Source organism: Mesorhizobium sp. M1E.F.Ca.ET.045.02.1.1, assembly GCF_003952485.1.
Lineage (GTDB): Bacteria > Pseudomonadota > Alphaproteobacteria > Rhizobiales > Rhizobiaceae > Mesorhizobium.
Genome location: NZ_CP034447.1, coordinates 3,819,871 through 3,838,280 on the forward strand (window position 1 = coordinate 3,819,871; position 18,410 = coordinate 3,838,280).

19 protein-coding genes are annotated in these 18,410 nt (G+C 61.4%); 6 read left to right on the forward strand and 13 right to left on the reverse strand.

From position 1 onward, the window contains the following. Window positions 1–32: 32 nt before the first annotated feature. The 13 genes from nuoF to EJ070_RS18470 form a co-directional block, all read right to left on the reverse strand. Window positions 33–1,298: an NADH-quinone oxidoreductase subunit NuoF gene (gene nuoF, locus EJ070_RS18410; RefSeq protein WP_126092622.1), complete on the reverse strand. Its 1,266-nt coding sequence runs from the start codon at window positions 1,296–1,298 to the stop codon at window positions 33–35. Window positions 1,299–1,302: 4 nt separating this feature from the next. Beyond that, window positions 1,303–1,815: an NADH-quinone oxidoreductase subunit NuoE gene (nuoE, locus tag EJ070_RS18415; protein ID WP_126092623.1), complete on the reverse strand. Its 513-nt coding sequence runs from the start codon at window positions 1,813–1,815 to the stop codon at window positions 1,303–1,305. A gap of 17 nt (window positions 1,816–1,832) precedes the next feature. Further along, the gene (gene nuoD, locus EJ070_RS18420) at window positions 1,833–3,047 is read right to left on the reverse strand and encodes an NADH dehydrogenase (quinone) subunit D (protein WP_126092624.1); all 1,215 of its coding nucleotides are present in this window, start codon (window positions 3,045–3,047) and stop codon (window positions 1,833–1,835) included. A 1-nt stretch (window position 3,048) separates the two neighbouring features. Beyond that, window positions 3,049–3,612 (reverse strand): NADH-quinone oxidoreductase subunit C, encoded by a 564-nt coding sequence (locus EJ070_RS18425; protein ID WP_126092625.1) that lies wholly within the window; start codon window positions 3,610–3,612, stop codon window positions 3,049–3,051. Further along, entirely contained in the window at window positions 3,609–4,112 is a 504-nt protein-coding gene (nuoB, locus tag EJ070_RS18430; RefSeq protein WP_126092626.1) for an NADH-quinone oxidoreductase subunit NuoB, read from the reverse strand. The genes EJ070_RS18425 and nuoB overlap by 4 nt, the downstream gene beginning before the upstream one ends. Beyond that, window positions 4,100–4,465 carry an NADH-quinone oxidoreductase subunit A gene (locus EJ070_RS18435; protein ID WP_126092627.1) on the reverse strand — a complete coding sequence of 122 codons (366 nt, stop codon included), beginning with the start codon at window positions 4,463–4,465 and terminating at the stop codon, window positions 4,100–4,102. The genes nuoB and EJ070_RS18435 overlap by 13 nt, the downstream gene beginning before the upstream one ends. 151 nt (window positions 4,466–4,616) lie before the next feature. Continuing rightward, window positions 4,617–6,056, reverse strand: coding sequence for an NADH-quinone oxidoreductase subunit N (locus EJ070_RS18440; RefSeq protein ID WP_126092628.1), 1,440 nt, complete (start codon window positions 6,054–6,056; stop codon window positions 4,617–4,619). Continuing rightward, window positions 6,053–7,528, reverse strand: a complete 1,476-nt coding sequence (locus EJ070_RS18445; RefSeq protein ID WP_126092629.1) for an NADH-quinone oxidoreductase subunit M — start codon at window positions 7,526–7,528, stop codon at window positions 6,053–6,055. Before EJ070_RS18445 ends, EJ070_RS18440 begins: the two co-directional genes overlap by 4 nt. Before the next feature lie 8 nt (window positions 7,529–7,536). Next, window positions 7,537–9,297 (reverse strand): Na(+)/H(+) antiporter subunit D, encoded by a 1,761-nt coding sequence (locus EJ070_RS18450; protein WP_126092630.1) that lies wholly within the window; start codon window positions 9,295–9,297, stop codon window positions 7,537–7,539. Beyond that, complete coding sequence (locus EJ070_RS18455; RefSeq protein WP_126092631.1) at window positions 9,290–9,544, reverse strand: hypothetical protein; 255 nt, start codon at window positions 9,542–9,544, stop codon at window positions 9,290–9,292. The genes EJ070_RS18450 and EJ070_RS18455 overlap by 8 nt, the downstream gene beginning before the upstream one ends. After that, window positions 9,541–10,995 (reverse strand): monovalent cation/H+ antiporter subunit D family protein, encoded by a 1,455-nt coding sequence (locus EJ070_RS18460; RefSeq protein ID WP_126092632.1) that lies wholly within the window; start codon window positions 10,993–10,995, stop codon window positions 9,541–9,543. The genes EJ070_RS18455 and EJ070_RS18460 overlap by 4 nt, the downstream gene beginning before the upstream one ends. Window positions 10,996–10,998: 3 nt before the next feature. Continuing rightward, window positions 10,999–11,301 carry an NADH-quinone oxidoreductase subunit NuoK gene (nuoK, locus tag EJ070_RS18465; protein ID WP_126095810.1) on the reverse strand — a complete coding sequence of 101 codons (303 nt, stop codon included), beginning with the start codon at window positions 11,299–11,301 and terminating at the stop codon, window positions 10,999–11,001. Further along, window positions 11,301–11,801 carry an NADH-quinone oxidoreductase subunit J gene (locus tag EJ070_RS18470; RefSeq protein WP_126092633.1) on the reverse strand — a complete coding sequence of 167 codons (501 nt, stop codon included), beginning with the start codon at window positions 11,799–11,801 and terminating at the stop codon, window positions 11,301–11,303. The genes nuoK and EJ070_RS18470 overlap by 1 nt, the downstream gene beginning before the upstream one ends. Window positions 11,802–12,230: 429 nt before the next feature. Between EJ070_RS18470 and EJ070_RS18475 the strand changes: the two genes are divergently transcribed. From EJ070_RS18475 to EJ070_RS18500, 6 genes are all read left to right on the forward strand, one after another. After that, window positions 12,231–12,470 carry a hypothetical protein gene (locus EJ070_RS18475; protein ID WP_126092634.1) on the forward strand — a complete coding sequence of 80 codons (240 nt, stop codon included), beginning with the start codon at window positions 12,231–12,233 and terminating at the stop codon, window positions 12,468–12,470. Between the two features lie 226 nt (window positions 12,471–12,696). Next, complete coding sequence (locus tag EJ070_RS18480; RefSeq protein ID WP_126092635.1) at window positions 12,697–13,623, forward strand: transcriptional regulator; 927 nt, start codon at window positions 12,697–12,699, stop codon at window positions 13,621–13,623. Between the two features lie 105 nt (window positions 13,624–13,728). Beyond that, a complete protein-coding gene (locus tag EJ070_RS18485) occupies window positions 13,729–15,234 on the forward strand; it encodes an alpha-N-arabinofuranosidase (RefSeq protein WP_126092636.1) in 1,506 nt (501 codons plus the stop codon). Between the two features lie 114 nt (window positions 15,235–15,348). Then, the gene (locus tag EJ070_RS18490) at window positions 15,349–16,623 is read left to right on the forward strand and encodes an extracellular solute-binding protein (RefSeq protein WP_126092637.1); all 1,275 of its coding nucleotides are present in this window, start codon (window positions 15,349–15,351) and stop codon (window positions 16,621–16,623) included. A 59-nt stretch (window positions 16,624–16,682) separates the two neighbouring features. Further along, a complete protein-coding gene (locus EJ070_RS18495) occupies window positions 16,683–17,567 on the forward strand; it encodes a sugar ABC transporter permease (protein ID WP_126092638.1) in 885 nt (294 codons plus the stop codon). Further along, a complete protein-coding gene (locus tag EJ070_RS18500) occupies window positions 17,564–18,406 on the forward strand; it encodes a carbohydrate ABC transporter permease (RefSeq protein WP_126092639.1) in 843 nt (280 codons plus the stop codon). Before EJ070_RS18495 ends, EJ070_RS18500 begins: the two co-directional genes overlap by 4 nt. Window positions 18,407–18,410: the final 4 nt, after the last annotated feature.

Here is an 18,410-nt window from a genome sequence, read left to right on the forward strand (position 1 = left end):
GGCTTCCTCGCGGTCCTCTCGTTGCGCCCTCTTCAGTGAAACGGGCACCTCCGCTCCTCAATGTGCGTGACGAATTCATCTTCGAAATGGGCCAGTGCTGCCCGCAGGCCCATTGCCGCGCCATCGCCCAAAGCGCAGAACGTGTTACCGAAAATGCCCTTGCAGAGCGCCCCCAACTGTTCCAGATCGCCCGGCTCGCCTTGGCCCGCCTCGAGCCGGCGCAGCACCTTGACGACCCAGTTCAACCCTTCGCGGCAGGGGGTGCACTTGCCGCAGGACTCGTGGTGGAAGAACTCGATGATCCGAGTGGCGACTTTGACGATGCAGGTCGAGTCGTCGATCACGATCACCCCGGCCGAGCCGAGCATCGAGCCGGCAGCGGCCAACGAGTCGAAGTCCATCCCGACGTCCAGCCCGCGCTCCGGGATCAGTGGCGCCGAGACCCCGCCTGGGATCACCGCCTTGAGCTGGCGCCCTGGCAGCGGCCCGCCGGCATGATCACAGACCAGTTCGCGCAGCGGTATCCCCATCGGCAGCTCGTAAAGGCCAGGTTTGCGCACCTGTCCGCTGAGGCAATAGAGCTTTGGGCCGGGGCTCTTGTCCGGTCCGATACCGCGGAACCAGTCGGCCCCTCGCACCACGATATGCGGGACGCAGGCCAGCGTCTCGACGTTGTTGATAACGGTCGGGCTGGCGTAGAGTCCTTCGACCGCCGGAAACGGCGGTTTCAGGCGCGGCTGCGCCCGCTTGCCTTCGAGCGAGTCGAGCATCGCGGTCTCCTCGCCGCAGATATAGGCGCCGGCTCCGCAATGGATGTGCACGGCGAAGCTGAAATCCGAGCCCAGGATACGCGTTCCCAGATAACCCTTCGCATGAGCCTCGGCGATCGCCTGCTCCAGCCGCGCGATCGCCAGCGTGTATTCCCCGCGGACATAGACATAGGCGGTTTCCGCTCCTATCGCGTAGGCGGAGATCGCCATGCCCTCGATCAGTTGGTGCGGGTCACGCTCCATGATGATCCGGTCCTTGAAGGTGCCCGGCTCGCCTTCGTCGGCGTTGCAGCACAGGTATTTCGGCTTGCCGGCACGCTTGGGCACGAAGCTCCATTTCATTCCTGTAGGAAATCCGGCTCCGCCGCGACCGCGCAGGTTGGATTTCTTGACAAGGTCGATGATCTCGTCGGGCGTGTGCTCCCGCAGGGCCTTGGCCAACGCCTTGTAGCCGCCGCCGGCCTCATAGGTCGACAGCAGATGGCCATCCGGCGCGTCCACGTTCTTGAGAAGGACCGGTTCGAACATGGCGCTATTCTCCCGGCGGCCCTGCGGCGGCGAGATCGGCGCTTGTCGCTCGCCGCACCGTTGCGCGCAGCCTGTCCAGGAGCGCGTCGATCCGCGCGATGTCGAGGTTGCCGTGATAGTCGTCGCCGACCTGCATCACCGGGGCCATCTCGCAAGCACCGAGGCATTCGACGGTCGAAAGCGTGAACAGCCCATCCGGGGTCGTGCCGCCTTTCTTGATCCCGAGCACCTCCTCCAGGTGCCTCAGCAGGTCTTCGGATCGGCGCAGCATGCAGGAAACGTTGTCGCAGAGCTGCAGGTGGAAAATGCCGACCGGCTCGGTGTGGAAGAGGGTGTAGAAGGTCGCCAGTTCGTAGACCCAGATACGCTCGACGCCGAGGATGTCGGCGACCTCTTCCAGCACCGGGCCGGGCAGATGGCCATGTTCCCTCTGCGCAATCAGAAGCGCGGGCATGATCGCCGAGCGCTGGTCGGGATATCGCGCCGCCGCCTCTTCGATTTTTTCGCGCATGGTCATCGCGTCCAGATCCTCTGCTACTTGTCCACCTCCGCCATCACGGGGTCGAGGCTGCCGAGCACGGCGATCATATCCGCCAGATAGCGCGCGTTGGTGACCCCGAAGAGTCCCTGAAGGTTGACGAACGAGGGTGACCGCACCTTCATGCGGAACGGTTTCGGCGACCCGTCGCTGACGATGTAGAAGCCGAGCTCGCCCTTTGGCGCCTCGATCGCCGAATAGACCTCGCCCTTCGGCACCTTGAAGCCATAGGCCGACAGGTCGAAATGCTGGATCAGCGCCTCCATCGAACAGTGCACCCGGTCCTTGTCCACCGGGAAGGCGATTGTCGGCATGTCGATCTGGAACGGCCCGTCGGGCATCTGGTCGAGGCATTGCTCGATGATCCGGACGCTCTCGCGCATTTCCTCGACCCGGCATCGCCAGCGTGCATAGCAATCGCCCTCTTGCCTGGTGATGACCCTGAAATCGAGCTGGTCGTAAATTTCGTAAGGCTCGTCGCGGCGGATATCCCAGTCGACGCCCGAGGCGCGCAGGTTCGGGCCGCTCAGGCCGAGATCGATGCCGTCTTCGGGCGAAATCACACCGATCCCTTGCGTGCGTTTCAGGAACACCCGATTGCTGTCGAGCAACCGTTCATAGTCGCGGATCCGGTTCGGGAAGATGTCGCAGAACTCTCGGATCTTAGGGAAGAACCCATCGGGCAGGTCCTCGCGCACGCCGCCGACCCGGCAGAATGAGGTGTGCATCCGCGCCCCGCTGATCATCTCCAGCAGGTCCATGATCATTTCGCGCTCGCGCATGGCGTAAAGCAGCGCGGTCATGGCGCCCAGGTCCATCGGAAGCGCGCCGGTGATCAGGAGATGGCCGGAAATTCGCGCCAGTTCCGCCATCAGCACGCGGATATATTGCGCGCGGACAGGTGCCTGGATGCCCAGGAGCTTCTCCACCGCAAGCGCGAAGGCCAGGTTGTTCGAGGGTGGACAGAGGTAGTCCAGCCGGTCGGTCAGCGGAAAAATCTGGGTGTAGGCGAAACTCTCGGCCAGTTTCTCGGTGCCGCGGTGGAGGTAGCCGATATGCGGGTCCACGCGCGCGACATATTCGCCATCCAGTTCGAGGACGAGCCGCAGCACGCCATGCGTACTGGGATGCTGTGGGCCGAGGTTGAGAAGCACCTCCCTGGTGTTGGGCGTATCGGCTTCCGGCCGGCTCAGTTCCGTGACTTCGGTCATCTCAAGTCCCGGGTGTGGAACGGCCTCCCTGTGGAATGTCCTTGGTGGCAAGGTCGGGCTGCGTCGGCGGCGGACCCTCTGCGCCGAACGGGTTCAGCTTGTCCTTGTAGCCGCGGAGCGGAAAGTCCTTGCGCTGCGGGAAGCCCTCGAACCCTTCCCACATATAGATCCGGCGCAGGTCGGGGTGGCCTTCGAACCTGATCCCGTACATATCCCAGGCCTCGCGCTCATGCCAGTTGGCGGTGCGCCAGACCCCCGTCACCGACGGAACCCGCGGCGGATCGCCGAGGCGGCACTTGATCCGCACACGCCATTTGTTCGGCAGCGAAAAGAGGTGGTACACCGCCTCATAGCGCGGTGCTTCTGGGTAGTGATCGACCCCGCAGATGTCGGACAGGAAATCGAACCGCAGCGCCGGGTGTTCCTTGAGGAACCGGCAAAGCTCGACGATCATGCCAGGCGGAGCGGCGAAAGCGTGAACCCCGTGCGAGAAACCAAGCTGCTCGATCGTCCCGCCGAAGCGTTCCACGATCAGGGCAGGGATGAGGGGTGTCTCCACGCTCATGGCACTGCGGCCCGTTCCGCAGGCGCCCCTGCCAGCGCCCTGGATTTCTTGATCTTCTCCTGAAGCAGGAGGAAGCCGTGCATCAGCGCCTCGGGCCGTGGCGGGCAGCCGGGCACATGCACGTCCACCGGCACGAAGGTCTCGGCTCCCTGCACCACCGCATAGGTGTTGTAGACACCGCCCGAGATCGCGCAGGTGCCCATGGCGATGACCCAGCGAGGCTCCGGCATCTGGTCATAGAGCCGGCGCACCACGGGAGCGAATTTCCGCGTTATGGTGCCGGCGATGATCATCACGTCGGACTGGCGCGGCGAAGGCCGGAACACCACGCCGAAGCGGTCGAGATCGTAGCGGGCACAGCCCGCCGAGATCATCTCGATGGCGCAGCAGGCGATGCCGAAGGTCTCCGGCCACAGCGCCGACCTCCGGCCCCAGCTGATCAGGCTGTCGGCCGTGGTGAACAGGACACTGTCGCGGATGGCGTTGTTTACACCTCCCATTCCAGCGCTCCCTTCAGCCAGGCGTAGGCGAAGCCCACGAGAAGCAGCAATATGAAGACGAACATCTCGACATAGCCGACCGGCCCGATTTCCTTCAGGACGACGGCCCAGGGAAACAGGAACATCGTCTCGACATCGAAGACGACAAACAGGATCGCGAGGATGAAGAACTGCACCCTGAAGCGGCCGCCGGCGGCCTCACCAGCCGGGTCCATGCCGCATTCGTAGGGCATGTTCTTTGCGGGGTAGGGATTGGACGGGCGCAGCAGCGAGGAAACAAAAAGGGTAGCTGTCGCCACCAGAACAATTCCGGCGACCATGAACAGTACCGGCAGGAACTCCATTCCGGTCACGTCGCACAGCCCCGGTCACCCGCCGCGGGCTTTGCTCAGGCCGCCACCGACGCCTTGAGGCCGGTGATGCGGGCGCCCTGGAAGCGACAAGGGCATTCCTTTCTAGTTCGCCAGAGTATTCCGACGATTGGATCATTGCAAATCCAATCGATCAGCCGCTGGTTGCTGCATGTTGGGCAAGCCTTAGAAACCACGCCGGAAATAGGCCGATGCCGATGGTGCCTGCAGCGGTGAAGGCGAGCGTGGCGCGGACCGAGGGCGTCAGCGCCGGCACGAACGCGCCTTCCGGCTCGCGCATGTAGATCACCATCACGATGCGGATATAGAAGTAAGCAGCAACGGCACTCAGCAGCACTGCGATCACCGCCAGCATGACGAAGCCCCGCTCGACGAGCGCGACCAGCACGTAGAACTTGGCGAAGAACCCGGCTGTCGGCGGGATGCCGGCCAACGAAAACAGATAAAGCAGCATCAGAAGCGCCAGCCCGCGATGCGACTTGGCGAAGCCAGCGTAGTCGTCGATGACCTCGCCCGAGAAATCGCCGTTCCGCATCATGATCACGGTGCCGAAGATGCCGAGGTTCATGAATGCATAGATCAGCAAATAGAGCATCACGCTGGCCACTCCGTCCGCACCGCCGGCCGCCACACCGAACATGGCGAACCCGGCATGGGCGATGCTGGAATAGGCCAGAAGGCGCTTGAAATTGTCCTGCACCAGCGCCACGAAACTACCTAGCGCCATTGTCACGGCTGCAATGACCGCGACGATGATCCAGGCGTTCGAGGCTGCGACCAGCGGGTTGAGGAACACCCGCAGGATCACGGCGAAGCCCGCTGCCTTGGGCCCCACCGACATGAAGGCGGTGATCGTCGTCGGCGCGCCTTCATAGACGTCCGGTACCCACATATGGAACGGCACGGCGCCGACCTTGAATGCCAGCCCCGCGACGATAAAGACCACGGCCAGAAGCAATCCGGGATCGAGCGGACCACCGGTCGCCGCCGCAGCCATCCTGTCCAACTGCGTGGTGCCGACGAGCCCGTAGACCAGCGAAACGCCGTAAAGGAAAATCCCGGTCGAGACCCCGCCAAGGATCACGAATTTCAGCGCCGCTTCGTTCGACCGCTGCTGCCGCCGCAGGAAACCGGTCAGCACATAGGTGCAGAGCACCATCAGTTCGAGGCCTACATAGATCGACAGGAGGTCGATCGCCGAGGCCATGATCATCATTCCCGAAAGCGCCAGGAGCAGCAGTACATAGTATTCACTGCTCCCGATCCTCTCGATCTCGGCATATCTTCGCGAAAGAAGGAATGTCAGAACTGTAGCCAGGTAGAACACGACCTTGAAGAAGACCGCGAAGCGGTCGGCGATGAACATGCCCGAGTAAGCCGGCCGCACCTCGTCAGCCAGCATGAGTGTTGCAACGGCGGCAATCAGCACGATCGCGACTGAAGCCCAGACAAGGAAATGTTCCTGCTCCTTGCGCACAAGCTGCCCCAGGATCAGCAGGATGCAGGCCCCGGTAACCACCACGATCTCGGGCAGGCTCGCCAGGATCGACTGGAAAAGCAAGGCGGCGGTCATTGGGCGCCCCCCTTGCCGTGCACCTGCGCCAGAAGATGCCCCACCGAGGCGTCGATGATTCCGAGAAAGGGCTTCGGATAGAGTCCGATCCAAACAACGAAAACGGCCAACGGCAGGATCGCCGCCATCTCGCGGGCGTTCACGTCGCGGATCTTGAACCGCAAGCCAACGCTGGCCGGGCCAAGCGCGACTTTCCTGTACATGCCAAGCAGATAGGCCGCTCCCAGCAAGGCCCCCAGCACGGCGACACCGCCGATAGCCAGGTTGGCGGCGAACGCGCCCGACAGGACCAGCAACTCGCCCACGAAAGAATTCGTTCCCGGCAGCGCCATAGATGACAAGGCGAACAGTGCAAGAAGCGCCGTATAGACCGGCGCCACCTTCATCAGCCCGCCGTAATCCGCGATGCTGCGGGTATGGGTCCGCTCGTAGATAAGGCCCACGAACAGGAACAACGCTCCCGTCGTTACGCCGTGATTGAACATTTGTAGGATGCCGCCCTCGAGCCCACGCAGGTTCAGCGTGAAAATTCCCAATGTCACCAGGCCCATGTGGCTGATGCTGGAATAGGCCACCAGCTTCTTCAGATCGTCCTGCGCCAGGGCGAGCAAGCCGCCATAAACGATAGCTACCGCCGACAGGACCAGCATCAGCGTCGAATAATGCGCCGTCGCCTGAGGCAACATTGGCAGCGAGAACCGCAGGAACCCGTAAGCGCCCATCTTCAGGAGCACAGCGGCGAGGATGATGCTGCCGGCCGTCGGTGCCTGCACATGAGCGTCCGGCAGCCAGGTATGAACCGGGACCATCGGCACCTTGACCGCGAAGGCGATCAGGAAGGCAAAAAACAGCCATGACTGGACCTGGAACGGCAAATCCTGCGCCATCAGGGTGCGGATATCGAAGGTCTCGCCACCGTGGAAATAGAGCACGATGACACCGATCAGGAACATGAGGCTGCCTGCCAGCGTGTAGAGGAAGAACTTGAATGCTGCATAGATCCGGCCGTCGCCACCCCAGACGCCGATGATTACGTACATCGGGATCAGCATTGCCTCCCAGAAGACGTAGAACAGGAACAGGTCCAGCGCGCAGAACACGCCCAGCATCAGCGCCTGCATTGCCAGCAGGCTGACCATGAACTCCTTCACCTTGCGGTCGATCGCAGTCCACGAGGCGAGCACGCAGATCCAGCCCAACAACGCGGTCAGGAACACGAAGAGCGCGCTGATCCCGTCAATACCAAGTGCGTAAGTGATGCCCAGCGTGGGCACCCATGGGCGCGTCTCTGTGAACTGCATCCCGTAGGTAGAGGTGTCAAAGCCGCTCAACATGGCGATACAAAGCGCGAAGTCGAGGATCGTGACACCCAGTGCCGTCCACCGCACCACATCGTCATTGCGGATAAACATCAGCGCCGTTGCCCCGACGGCTGGCGTGAAGACGATGAGGCTAAGCAGGGGGACCGCCATGGCGCCCTCTACCGCCACGCCGCAGCGAATACCGCGATGGCCGCGATCACACCTGCGATCATCGCCAGCGCGTAGTTGGTGACGACGCCGCTCTGGAGCCGCCGCAGTAGCCCGCCGCCTCGAATGATCGCGCGGGCGACGCCGTTCACGAGCGCATCAACGCCGTGGAGATCGATCCGCAGGCCTGCCTGTGCCGCCCCGTGCAGGAAGGGCAGCGCCGCGGTTTCGGAGACGTCGCTCACCGCCTTCTCGTAGCGCGCCAGCGGTTTTTCGGCGAGCCACATGAAGTGCCGCGCGCCCATGCGGTAGAACCAGTCTGTATCGATGCTGATCGTATTCTCGGGGTCGAGCGCCTTGAGGAACATGACGAAGCCCAAGGCGGTGAACATCAGCACGCCGAGGCTCTCGGTGATGTGGACGGCAGTGTAGGGTTCGAAGTCGACCGGATGAGGCAGAAGCGCATAGAGCGTCTGGGGGAATACGCCGATCGCAATGCAGAGCACGGCCGCCATGCCCATCGCAACCAGCATGTTGCGCGGCGGTTCTCGCGCCTCCAGTCCTTGGTCCTTGCCGAAGAACATGTAGTAGGGGAGCTTGAGGCCGGTGTGCAGGAAGGTCCCTGACGACGCCATCGTCAGCGCCAGCACCACCAGCGCGCGATGATCCTGTCCGGCGGCGGCCACCACCATCGACTTGGTCACGAAGCCAGAGAAGAACGGGAATGCCGAGATCGCAAAGGCGCCAACCATGTAGAGCGCAACCGTTACCGGCATGGTTTTGTAGAGCCCTCCCAGTTCGGTGAGCTTGCGCCGCCCCGTGACATGGATCACCGCCCCGGCGCCCATGAAGAGGAGCGCCTTGTAGAGGATATGTGCGAAGGCATGGCTGACGGCGCCGTTCACCGCCATCTCGGTCCCGATGCCGATGCCTGCCACCATGTAGCCGACCTGGCTGACGATGTGATACGCCAGGAGCCGCCGGCAATCGTTCTCCAGCACCGCGTAGATGACCCCGTAAAGCGCCATCACTGTGCCGAGCCAGACGAGAAGATCGGTCCCCGGAAACGCGCGCGCCAGCACATAGACAGCGGTCTTCGTGGTGAAGGCGCTCATGAATACGGCCCCGGTGACGGTCGCTTCCGGGTAGGCGTCGGTCAGCCAGGCGTTCAGCGGAGGCACAGCGGCGTTGAGCAGGAACCCGGCAAGGATCAGGCAGGTGCCGAAGTCCAGTCCCCCTTCGACCGGACCGAAGAGCAGCGAACCGGTGGCGAACCCACGGAGAATGATGCCGCCGAGCAGAACGACGCCGCCGGTGACATGGACCATGAGGTAGCGGAAACCAGCACGGAATGCCGGCTCGCCGCGCTGGGCAAAGACCAGGTAGGCGGAGGCAAACGTCATACCTTCCCAGAACAGGAACAGGGTCAGATAATCGCCGGCGAACACGACGCCGAGCGCGCTGCCGACGTAGACGAACGCCGCCACATGCTGGCCTGCGCGCGTCAGATGCAATGCATAGACCGTGCCGATCAATGCCATGATGCTGAAAACGGTGGCGAAGAGGACACTTAGCTTGTCGACCTTCGCAATTATGATTTGCTGCCCGATGAACCGAGCCGCGCCGTAGCTGCCGGGATGCATCGTCAGCACGGCGAGGATCGCCAGCGTCGGGATCAGCAGCACATAGGCCTTGCGGACGGACCCTCTTAGGAAGGGAAGGGGAAGCGCGCCGAGAATGAACAGCAGGCCGGGATGGACGAAGTCAGTCATAATAGTCCTCGCGCCGCATCAGCCCGCACCGATGGCCAAGAAACTTGGACACGAAGATCAGAAGCACGCAGGAGCCGAAGCCATAGAAAGCAGACCAGCCAGGCAGCCGGTCCCACAGGTATTCGGCGTGGTCGCGGAAGACCAGAAAGTCGGCCACGGCGACCAGGACGAGCACCAGATAGAATAGCCGGCGACGACGCGTCGCATATCTATGATCGCCAAAGAAATCGACGACGCGCTTGATCATCTGACGATCCTTTCCGCCAGGGCAAGGAAATAGTCCGGGAAGATGCCCATCAACACCGACAGGATGGCGGTCGCGACCAGCGGGATCGTCAACATTGGAATTTCACGAACGGTCGCCGGCCATTCCCGCGCCTCCGTCCCGAAGAAGGCGACATAGCTGATCGGCAGGAAGTAGGCGGCGTTCAAGACGGAACTTATCAGGAGCACGATAAGGAACGGGGTCTGCCCGGCCTCCGCAGAGCCGAGCGCCAGATACCACTTGCTGATGAAGCCCGCCGCGGGCGGCACGCCGATCATGCTGAGCGAGCCGACGAAGAACGCTCCCATCGTCCAGGGCAGCCTGCGGCCGATGCCGGCCATGTCGCTGATGTTGCGTTTGCCGGACGCGCAGTAGATCGAACCGGCGCAGAAAAACAGCGTGATCTTCGAGAAGGCATGCGCCGCGATGTGGATGATGCCCCCGACCATCGCGACGGGTGACAGCAGAACCGCGCCCAGCAGGACGTAGGAGAGTTGGCTGACCGTCGAATAGGCGAGCCGAGCCTTCAGATCGTCCCGCGTCAGGGCGTAGATGGACGCCATCAGGATCGTGAACGAGACGATATAGGCCGTAACGATGCCAAGCCCCAGTCCCCCCACCAGCCCTGCGCCGAAGACATGGAACACCACGCGCAGCACGCAGAACACACCCATCTTGACGACGGCCACCGCATGCAGGAGCGCGCTTACCGGTGTCGGTGCCACCATCGCGGCAGGCAGCCAGGCGTGCATCGGCATCACCGCGGCCTTGGCGAAGCCGAAGAGGTAGCAGAAATAGATGATGGTCAGCAGCGACGCCGATGCGTCGACCCTCGCCAGCAGTCCCCCCGCCACAAAGTCGAGCGACCCTGCAATCTGGTAAGTCAACGCAAGCGCGGCCAGAAGCACACTTTTTGACGCGCCCATCAAATAGACGAGGTACTTGCGGCTGCCCGCCCATCCCTCCTCGTCCTCATGGTGGTAGACAAGCGGATAGGTCACAAGGCTCAGCGCCTCGTAGAAGATTACCAGCGTGAACAGGTTGGCGGCGAAGGCGCCGCCGGCGGCTGCTGCGAGACTGGCGGCGAAGCAGGCGAAGAACCGGGTCTGCGCATGCTCATTCAAGTGCCGCATGTAACCGATGGAATAGATCGACGCCACGATCCACAGCAGCGACGAGACGGTGGCAAACACCATGCCGAGCGCATCGACGCGGAAAGCGAAGTCGATCCCTGGCAGAATTTCGAACAGGCGCAAATCGATTGTCCCGCCCGCCAGCACCGTGGGCGCCATCGAGGCGACAATTGCGAACATGGCGATCGCGGCCAACGGCGAGACGGCATCGCGAAGTTTCTCGCGCTTATCTAGAAGGAGTACTGCAAGAGCCGCAAGAATTGCGACGGCGACGGCAAGCAGTGGCCGGATCGATATCACCGGCTATCCTTTCATAATGGTCACTTCGTCGACCTTGAGAGTGGACTTGTTCCTCGCGAGGGCGACCAAGATACCAAGGGCAACGGCAACCTCCGCCGCAGTGATTGCGATGACGAAGATTGCAAATATCTGCCCGCGGAAGTCGTCGTAGTAATGCCCGAAAGCGATAAAATTGATGTTGACCGAATTGAGCAACAGTTCCAGAGACATCAGCACGACCAAAATATTGCGCCTGAGCAGTACGCCCCCCGCTCCGATTACGAACAGGACCACTCCGAGCACGACATACCACCACAGCGGCACCATCACCGCGGCTCCTTCCGCGCCAGCACGATGGCGCCTACCAGCGCCGCCAGCAGGATGATGGAGGCGACTTCAAACGGTAGGAGATAGTCTGCGAAAAGCGTTGTGCTGAGCTGCCTGACCTCACCGCTGGTGCGCATTGCGACGGGCTTGGCGACCGAATAGCGATCGCTCCTGAGCACCAGTACAAGCATCTCGACCCCGAGCAAGACGAGCAGCACCAGGGCAGGCAGATTGCTGCCCGGCAAGAACCGCTGCAACACCGCTTCGCGTACATCAATCATCATGATCACGAATAGGAACAGGACCATGATCGCGCCGACATAGACAAAAATCTGGATGACTGCGAGCAACGGCGCCTCGAGCAAGACGAAGATCGCCGATATCTGAAGGAAACACGCCATCAGCGCCAATGCGCTGTGAACTGGGTTCCGCGCCAAGACCAAGGTCAGAGCCGCGACTACGGACGCCGCCGCGAACAGAAGAAAGAACCCCTGATCCATCGACGCCGCTCCTCCGACGCGAACTGTCGCCCGGCGCAACAGGGTCGGACTTGAGATAGCTGTCCACTTCCGTTCGCAAATTGTGCCCTAGTATCGGTTTTTTCTCAAGATTATCGTGGTTTGGCTTACACTAAATTCACCGGAGCGCAGCACATCGGCTCAAAATCGGAGCTACCTCGGAAGGCTTAGATGTCGCTCAGGGGGCATCCCCCAAGGCCTGGAAGAGGCGCTGACATCAAACGGTTGGCAGGACAGGAGAGGGTTGCTCATCGCGGTAGTGGGGCACCTTCCAAGAGCCTTACCACCGAACGGGTCAGTGGACTAATCAGAATGTGGTGGACGGAGGCCGGCTAGCGTCTAACGAGGAAGGTCGACGACAGGGCGGACGGAGATCTGCGACTGCCGATAGAGCCGTGCATGGGGGCAATATTGGCCGACCAGCACCTTCTCACGCGGCAGATGATCGGGCAGGGGCCTTCGGCGGGACGACTGTTCGGTTTGCCGTTTCGCGATCCCGCGGAGGGCCTCCTCTTCGCGTGCGAGATCGCCGCCCAGATTGGCACGCGACGGATCGATGCAGGCGGACCAACGGATCCGCGCTCAATGATCCCTGTCGGCAAGACGAGCCGTTCTGGGGCGCGCGCGTTTCACGTTTCAAACGGCGCATGAGAAGTTCCGCGACGCTTTTGCCAAGTGCATGGGCATGCTGACGGCCAGGCATTTCCCCGGACTGGTCAACGCAGGCGACGCCGCCGTGGTGGCCGTGCTGGTCAACTATTGAATGACGAAGTCGCTACGAAAGATACGCCAGCTAGGGGGGTCAATTCATAACGCCACCGTCTTTATTTGTATCTGATCTGCTGATACATAACCCCGTGTGACGAGTGCGGGCCATATGTCGAATGAAATCATGGTTGTCGATCCGCTTGAGCGGCTTGACTTGTTGAAGAGCCTCGCGAGCGAGGTCCGGGTCCGGATTCTCGATCTGCTGCACCGCAAGGGGCCGAAAAACGTCAATCAAGTGGCCGAAGAACTGGATCTTCCGCAATCGACGATTTCCGCAAACATCCAGGTTCTTGTCGATGTAGGTTTGATCGAGACGAAATCACAGAAGGCGCGCAAGGGAAGCCAGAAGGTTTGCTATTCGACCTTCTCCGAGTTGGTTGTCGTCTTTAAGGACCGCACCCCGGCGCAGGATCTCGGCGTCATAGAAGTGGCGATGCCGCTTGGACTCTATACGAGATGCGAAGTTTCCGCTCCCTGCGGCCTGTGTTCAAAGGACGGCGTCATCGGACTTCTCGATGTGCCCGACACCTTCCTCGATCCTGACCGTATGCGGGCAGGGCTGCTGTGGTTCACGCGCGGCTTCGTTGAATACCAGTTTCCCAACAATGCGGCGCTTGCCAATGTCAAAGTCGGCGGGTTGGAACTAGCGATGGAGCTTTCGTCGGAGGTGCCGGGCACATCGAAGGATTGGCCATCAGACATCACGGTAGCGATCAACGGACACGAGATAGATACCTGGACGGCGCCGGCCGACTATGGGGACAAGCGCGGCAAGCATACGCCCGGCTGGTGGAAGCTGGCCGGATCGCAGTATGGTGACCTCGCACACTGGCGCGTCACGAACAATGGCACCTATCGCAACAATGATAAGGTTTCCAAATGCTCGCTGGCTGATCTGGAGCTTGGGCGGCACCGCTCGATCCGGATACGAATCGGCGTGAAGGAAGATGCGCGTCACCCCGGCGGCATAAATATCTTCGGCAGCGGCTTCGGCAATTACAGCAACGACATCGTTCTGCGCCTGCTGAAGGCTTGACGGCATCTTAGGCCCTTGACGGGCGAACGAACTCCGCCATTAACTGATCCGAGGATCCGGATATAGACCGGAAAGTCAGATTGATAATCCGCAGTGGGAGGGATCATGAAGGCCAGAGTCACGGCGAACGCGGCCTATGCCGTCGCGGATATCGACAAACGTCTTTACGGCTCGTTTCTCGAGCATCTTGGCCGAGCGGTCTATACGGGCATCTACGAGCCCGGACATCCACAAGCGGACGCACAGGGGATGCGCAAGGACGTGATCGAGTTGGTGCGTGCGCTCGACACTCCGATCTGCCGCTACCCGGGTGGCAACTTCGTTTCCGCCTACAATTGGGAAGACGGCATAGGCCCAAAGGAGAACCGCCCGCGGCGGCTCGATCTTGCCTGGCGCACCACGGAGCCGAACCTGGTTGGAATCCACGAATTCGCCGACTGGGCCGAAAAGGCCGGCACCGAGATGATGCTTGCGGTCAATCTCGGTTCCCGCGGCCTCGACGAGGCGCGGGCCTTCGTTGAATACGTCAACCACCCGAGCGGCAGCTACTGGTCCGACCTCAGGGCCAAGAACGGACGAGCGCAACCCTGGAACTGCCGCCTCTGGTGTCTCGGCAATGAAATGGACGGTCCCTGGCAGGTTGGCCACAAGTCGGCGGAAGAATACGGTCATCTCGCCAACGAGACCGCCAAGGCGCTGCGCGGCCTCGACCCGACGGTGGAACTGGTCGTCTGCGGCTCGTCGCATTCCAATATGCCGACCTATCCGCAGTGGGAAGCAACCGTGCTGGAAGCGACCTACGAGCAGGTCGACTACATCTCTCTCCACATGTATTTCGAGAACTACGAAAAGAACACGGCCGAATATCTCGCTCTTCCGGCCAAGCTCGACCGCTACATTGGCACGGTCGCAGGCATTATAGACTATGTGAAGGCCAAGACCCGCTCGAAGCGGGACGTGAAGATCTCCTTCGACGAGTGGAACGTCTGGTACCATCAGCGCAAGCGGGACGCCGAGCGGATGCGCGGCTGGGACTGGCCGGAAGCGCCCAGGCTTCTGGAAGACATCTACAATTTCGAGGACGTGCTGCAGGTCGGCTGCATCATCAACACCTTCATCCGTCGGTCGGATATTGTTCGCATCGCCTGCATTGCGCAATTGGTGAACGTTATCGCGCCGATCATGACCGATCCCGGCGGCACCGCCTGGCGGCAAACGATCTATTGGCCTTTTATGCTGGCCTCCAGGCACGGCCGCGGCACCGCGCTGCAACTCGCGGTCGAGGTGCCTACCTATGACGCGGCCGCGGCCGACAAGGTGCCATGGCTCGACATTGCAGGCGTGCACGATTCGAACGCCGGCACGCTGACCTTCTTCGCAATCAACCGGCATGGGTCCGAGACGATAGAGGCCGACGTCGCCCTCGAGCGGTTCGCCGCCAAGTCCATCGAGCATACGATCATCCGTCACGACGATCTCGAGGCCTGCAACACGAAGGACGCGCCGGATAACGTATCGCCGGTCAAAGGCAACGGAGCAGCGCTCAGCGGCAAGGGAATGAGGCTGACTTTGCCGCCGCACTCCTACTCGATGGTGCGCGTGACGCTCTGAGTTAATATCCGACCATCAGATATATACCGTAAAATCCGTTGCGGGCGGTTTGGTTTGGTGTAGCATTGAAATGTTCAAGGTGGATCTAACCGCCGTACTCGGGAGGAAGCTGAGATGAACTTTCGCAAGATGATGGCCATAGCGGTGGTTGCGGCCGGAGGATTCTGGGTCGTCGCGGCCCAGGCCGAAGAAACCGTCGCATGGTGGGATTTCCTCGGCGGCGGTGACGGTGTGCGCATGAAGCAGATGATCTCCGACTTCAACGCCGCCCACGCCGGCAAGATCAAGATCGACGCCACGACGCTGGAGTGGGGAACGCCCTTCTACGCGAAGGTGCAGACCTCGGTCGCGGTCGGTGAGGCGCCAGACGTCATGACCTATCATGCCAGCCGCATCCCCTTGGCGGTGAGCCAGGACATTCTCGAAGAAATCACCGCCGACGACATGAGCAAGATGGGCCTCTCGGCCTCGGACTTCGCCCAGACGACGATGGGCGCCGTGACGGTCGACGGCAAGCAATACGCAGTGCCGCTCGATACCCATCCAATCGTCCTGTACTACAATCGCGACCTCCTGAAGAAGGCAGGCGTGCTCGGCGGCGACGGCCGTCCCGTGGGCATGGGCAACAAGGAGGAATTTACCGCGACACTGCAGAAGTTGAAGGATGCCGGCGTCGAGTTCCCGTTGGGCAGCGTCACCGCCGACGGCAACTTCATGTACCGCACCATTTATTCGCTGGTGTGTCAGCAAGGCGGCGAGCTTCTGACGGGCAACGAGTTCCTCGCCGGCGACAATCCCGAAAAGCTGGCGAGGGCGCTAGCGGTTCTGCAAGGGTGGACGAAGGCCGGGCTGCAGTCGACCTACACGGACTATCCCGCAACCGTCGCCCTATTCACCTCGGGCAAGGCCGCAATGATGATCAACGGCGTCTGGGAAGTTCCCACGATGACCGACCTTGCCAAGCAAGGCAAGCTGTTCGACTGGGGCGCCGTCGAGATCCCGGTGATCTTCGACAAGCCCTGCACCTATGCGGACAGCCACTCATTCGCAATCCCGAAGAACAAGGGCAAGGAGATCAGCCCGGAAAAGCGTGCCGCCGTTCTCGAGGTGATCTCATGGATGGACAAGCACTCGCTGTTCTGGGCCACGGCAGGCCACATCCCGGCATACAAGCCAGTCACCGAGACGGCCGAATACAAGGCAATGGAGCCCAACGCGACCTACTCGACGCTGACGGCCAACATGATCTTCGATCCGAAGTCGCCTAAGGCTGGTGTTGCCGGGCCGATCTTCGACATCATGTCCAATTATTTCGTGCCGACCCTCAATGGAGAGATGGAGCCCGGCGAGGCGGTGAAATCCATCAAGGAAGAGCTGAACAGCATGTAGGGCTCAAAGGCTGGGACCGTCCTGTCGAGAGCGGTCCCAGTCATATTTGAGGAAGAGCCATGCTTCGCAACTCCCGCACTGAACGTCTGGTCGCGCTGGTGCTGGTCGCTCCCTTCATGGCGATCTACCTGCTGGCGTTCGTCTATCCGACGGTCCAGATGTTCCGCATCTCCTTCACCGATGCGCCGCTGATCGGCGCGGGTCGGTGGGTTGGTCTCGACAACTACCTGCGGCTCGACAACGACCCGATGTTCCGGCGTGCGGTCTGGAACACCGCTTACTTCGTGCTGATGACGGTAGTCCCCGGAACGCTCATCGCGCTGTTGATCGCGCTTGGCGTGTCGCGCCTCAAGGGCCGGTTCCAGGCGATCGTTCTGGCGCTGTTCTTCCTGCCCTACATCCTGCCAGTGTCCGTAGTCTATCTGATCTGGGACTGGACGCTGAATTTCCAGTTCGGGATCGCGATGCATGCGCTGGACTGGCTGGGAATCCCGCGCGTACCGGTCTTCAAGTCGCGCCTCTGGTTCTTGCCGGCGGTGGCCGGGGTGACGATCTGGTGGACCGCGGGCTTCTCGATCCTCCTCTTCCTCGCCGGACTGCGGTCAATACCGGCGGAGATCTACGAAGCCGCGGCGCTCGACAACTCGACGCGATGGACCACGTTCCGGCGCATCACCTGGCCACTGCTATGGCCGATCACCTCGCTGGTATTAACCATCCAACTCATCCTGCAGCTCAAGATCTTCGATCAGGTCTATCTGTTCTCGATCGGCGGACGGCCGAATGATAACATGGTGCTCGTCTACTACGTCTTCCAGAAGGCCTTCCAGCAGAACCAGGGAGGAAGGGCGGCGGCTGTCGCCGTCACCCTCTTCGTCCTTGTGGTCGTCGTCTCGGTCCTGCAATTCCAACTGCTCCGGTTCGCCGAAAGGCGGCGCCGATGAACGTCATGGCTGCGCAACGCTGGAACTTTTGGGGCGGGATAATCACGGCACTGACGCTCGTCTGGGCCATCCTATGGGCGTTCCCGCTCTATTGGGGTGTGATCTCATCGCTCAAACCGGACGACGAGGTGGTCCGGCCTTACATCGAACTCTGGCCCGAGACGCCGACGCTGGAGAACTACATTGACGCCCTGACCACCACACAGATCGGTGCCTGGTACGTCAATTCGGTGGCGGTCGCGGTCGGCGTAACGGTCATCACCATCTTCATCTCGATGCTGTGCGGCTACGCGATCTCGCAGTTGCGGTTCCCGGGGCGGATCGCGCTATGGTGGCTGATCCTCGCCTCCTTCATGGTGCCAATCTCAGCGCTTATCATCAATCATTTCGTGCTGGTCGCCAACCTTGGCCTGATCAACAGCTGGGCCGGAATCATGTTACCGCAGCTTATCCACCCCGTCATTATCATCGTGTACAAGCAGTTCTTCGATCAGGTTCCGAAGGACTTCCGCGAGGCCGCGGTCATGGACAATGCGTCTGAATTCGGGATCCTCTTCAAGATCTACATGCCGATGAACTGGGGGGTAACGACGGCGCTGTCGATCGTCTGCTTCATCTGGACGTGGAATGCGTTTTTGTGGCCGTTCCTCTCCGTGACCCGCACCGAGATAATGACGATCACCGTCGGCATTACGCAGGTCAATGACGCCTTCGGTGTCTACTACGCGCGCCAGCTGTCGGCAGCCGTACTGGCCGGCCTTCCGGTGGCGCTGGCCTATCTTTTCTTCCAGCGCCGAGTAACCGAAGCGATAACGCTCTCGGCAGGTATCAAGGGCTAAAACG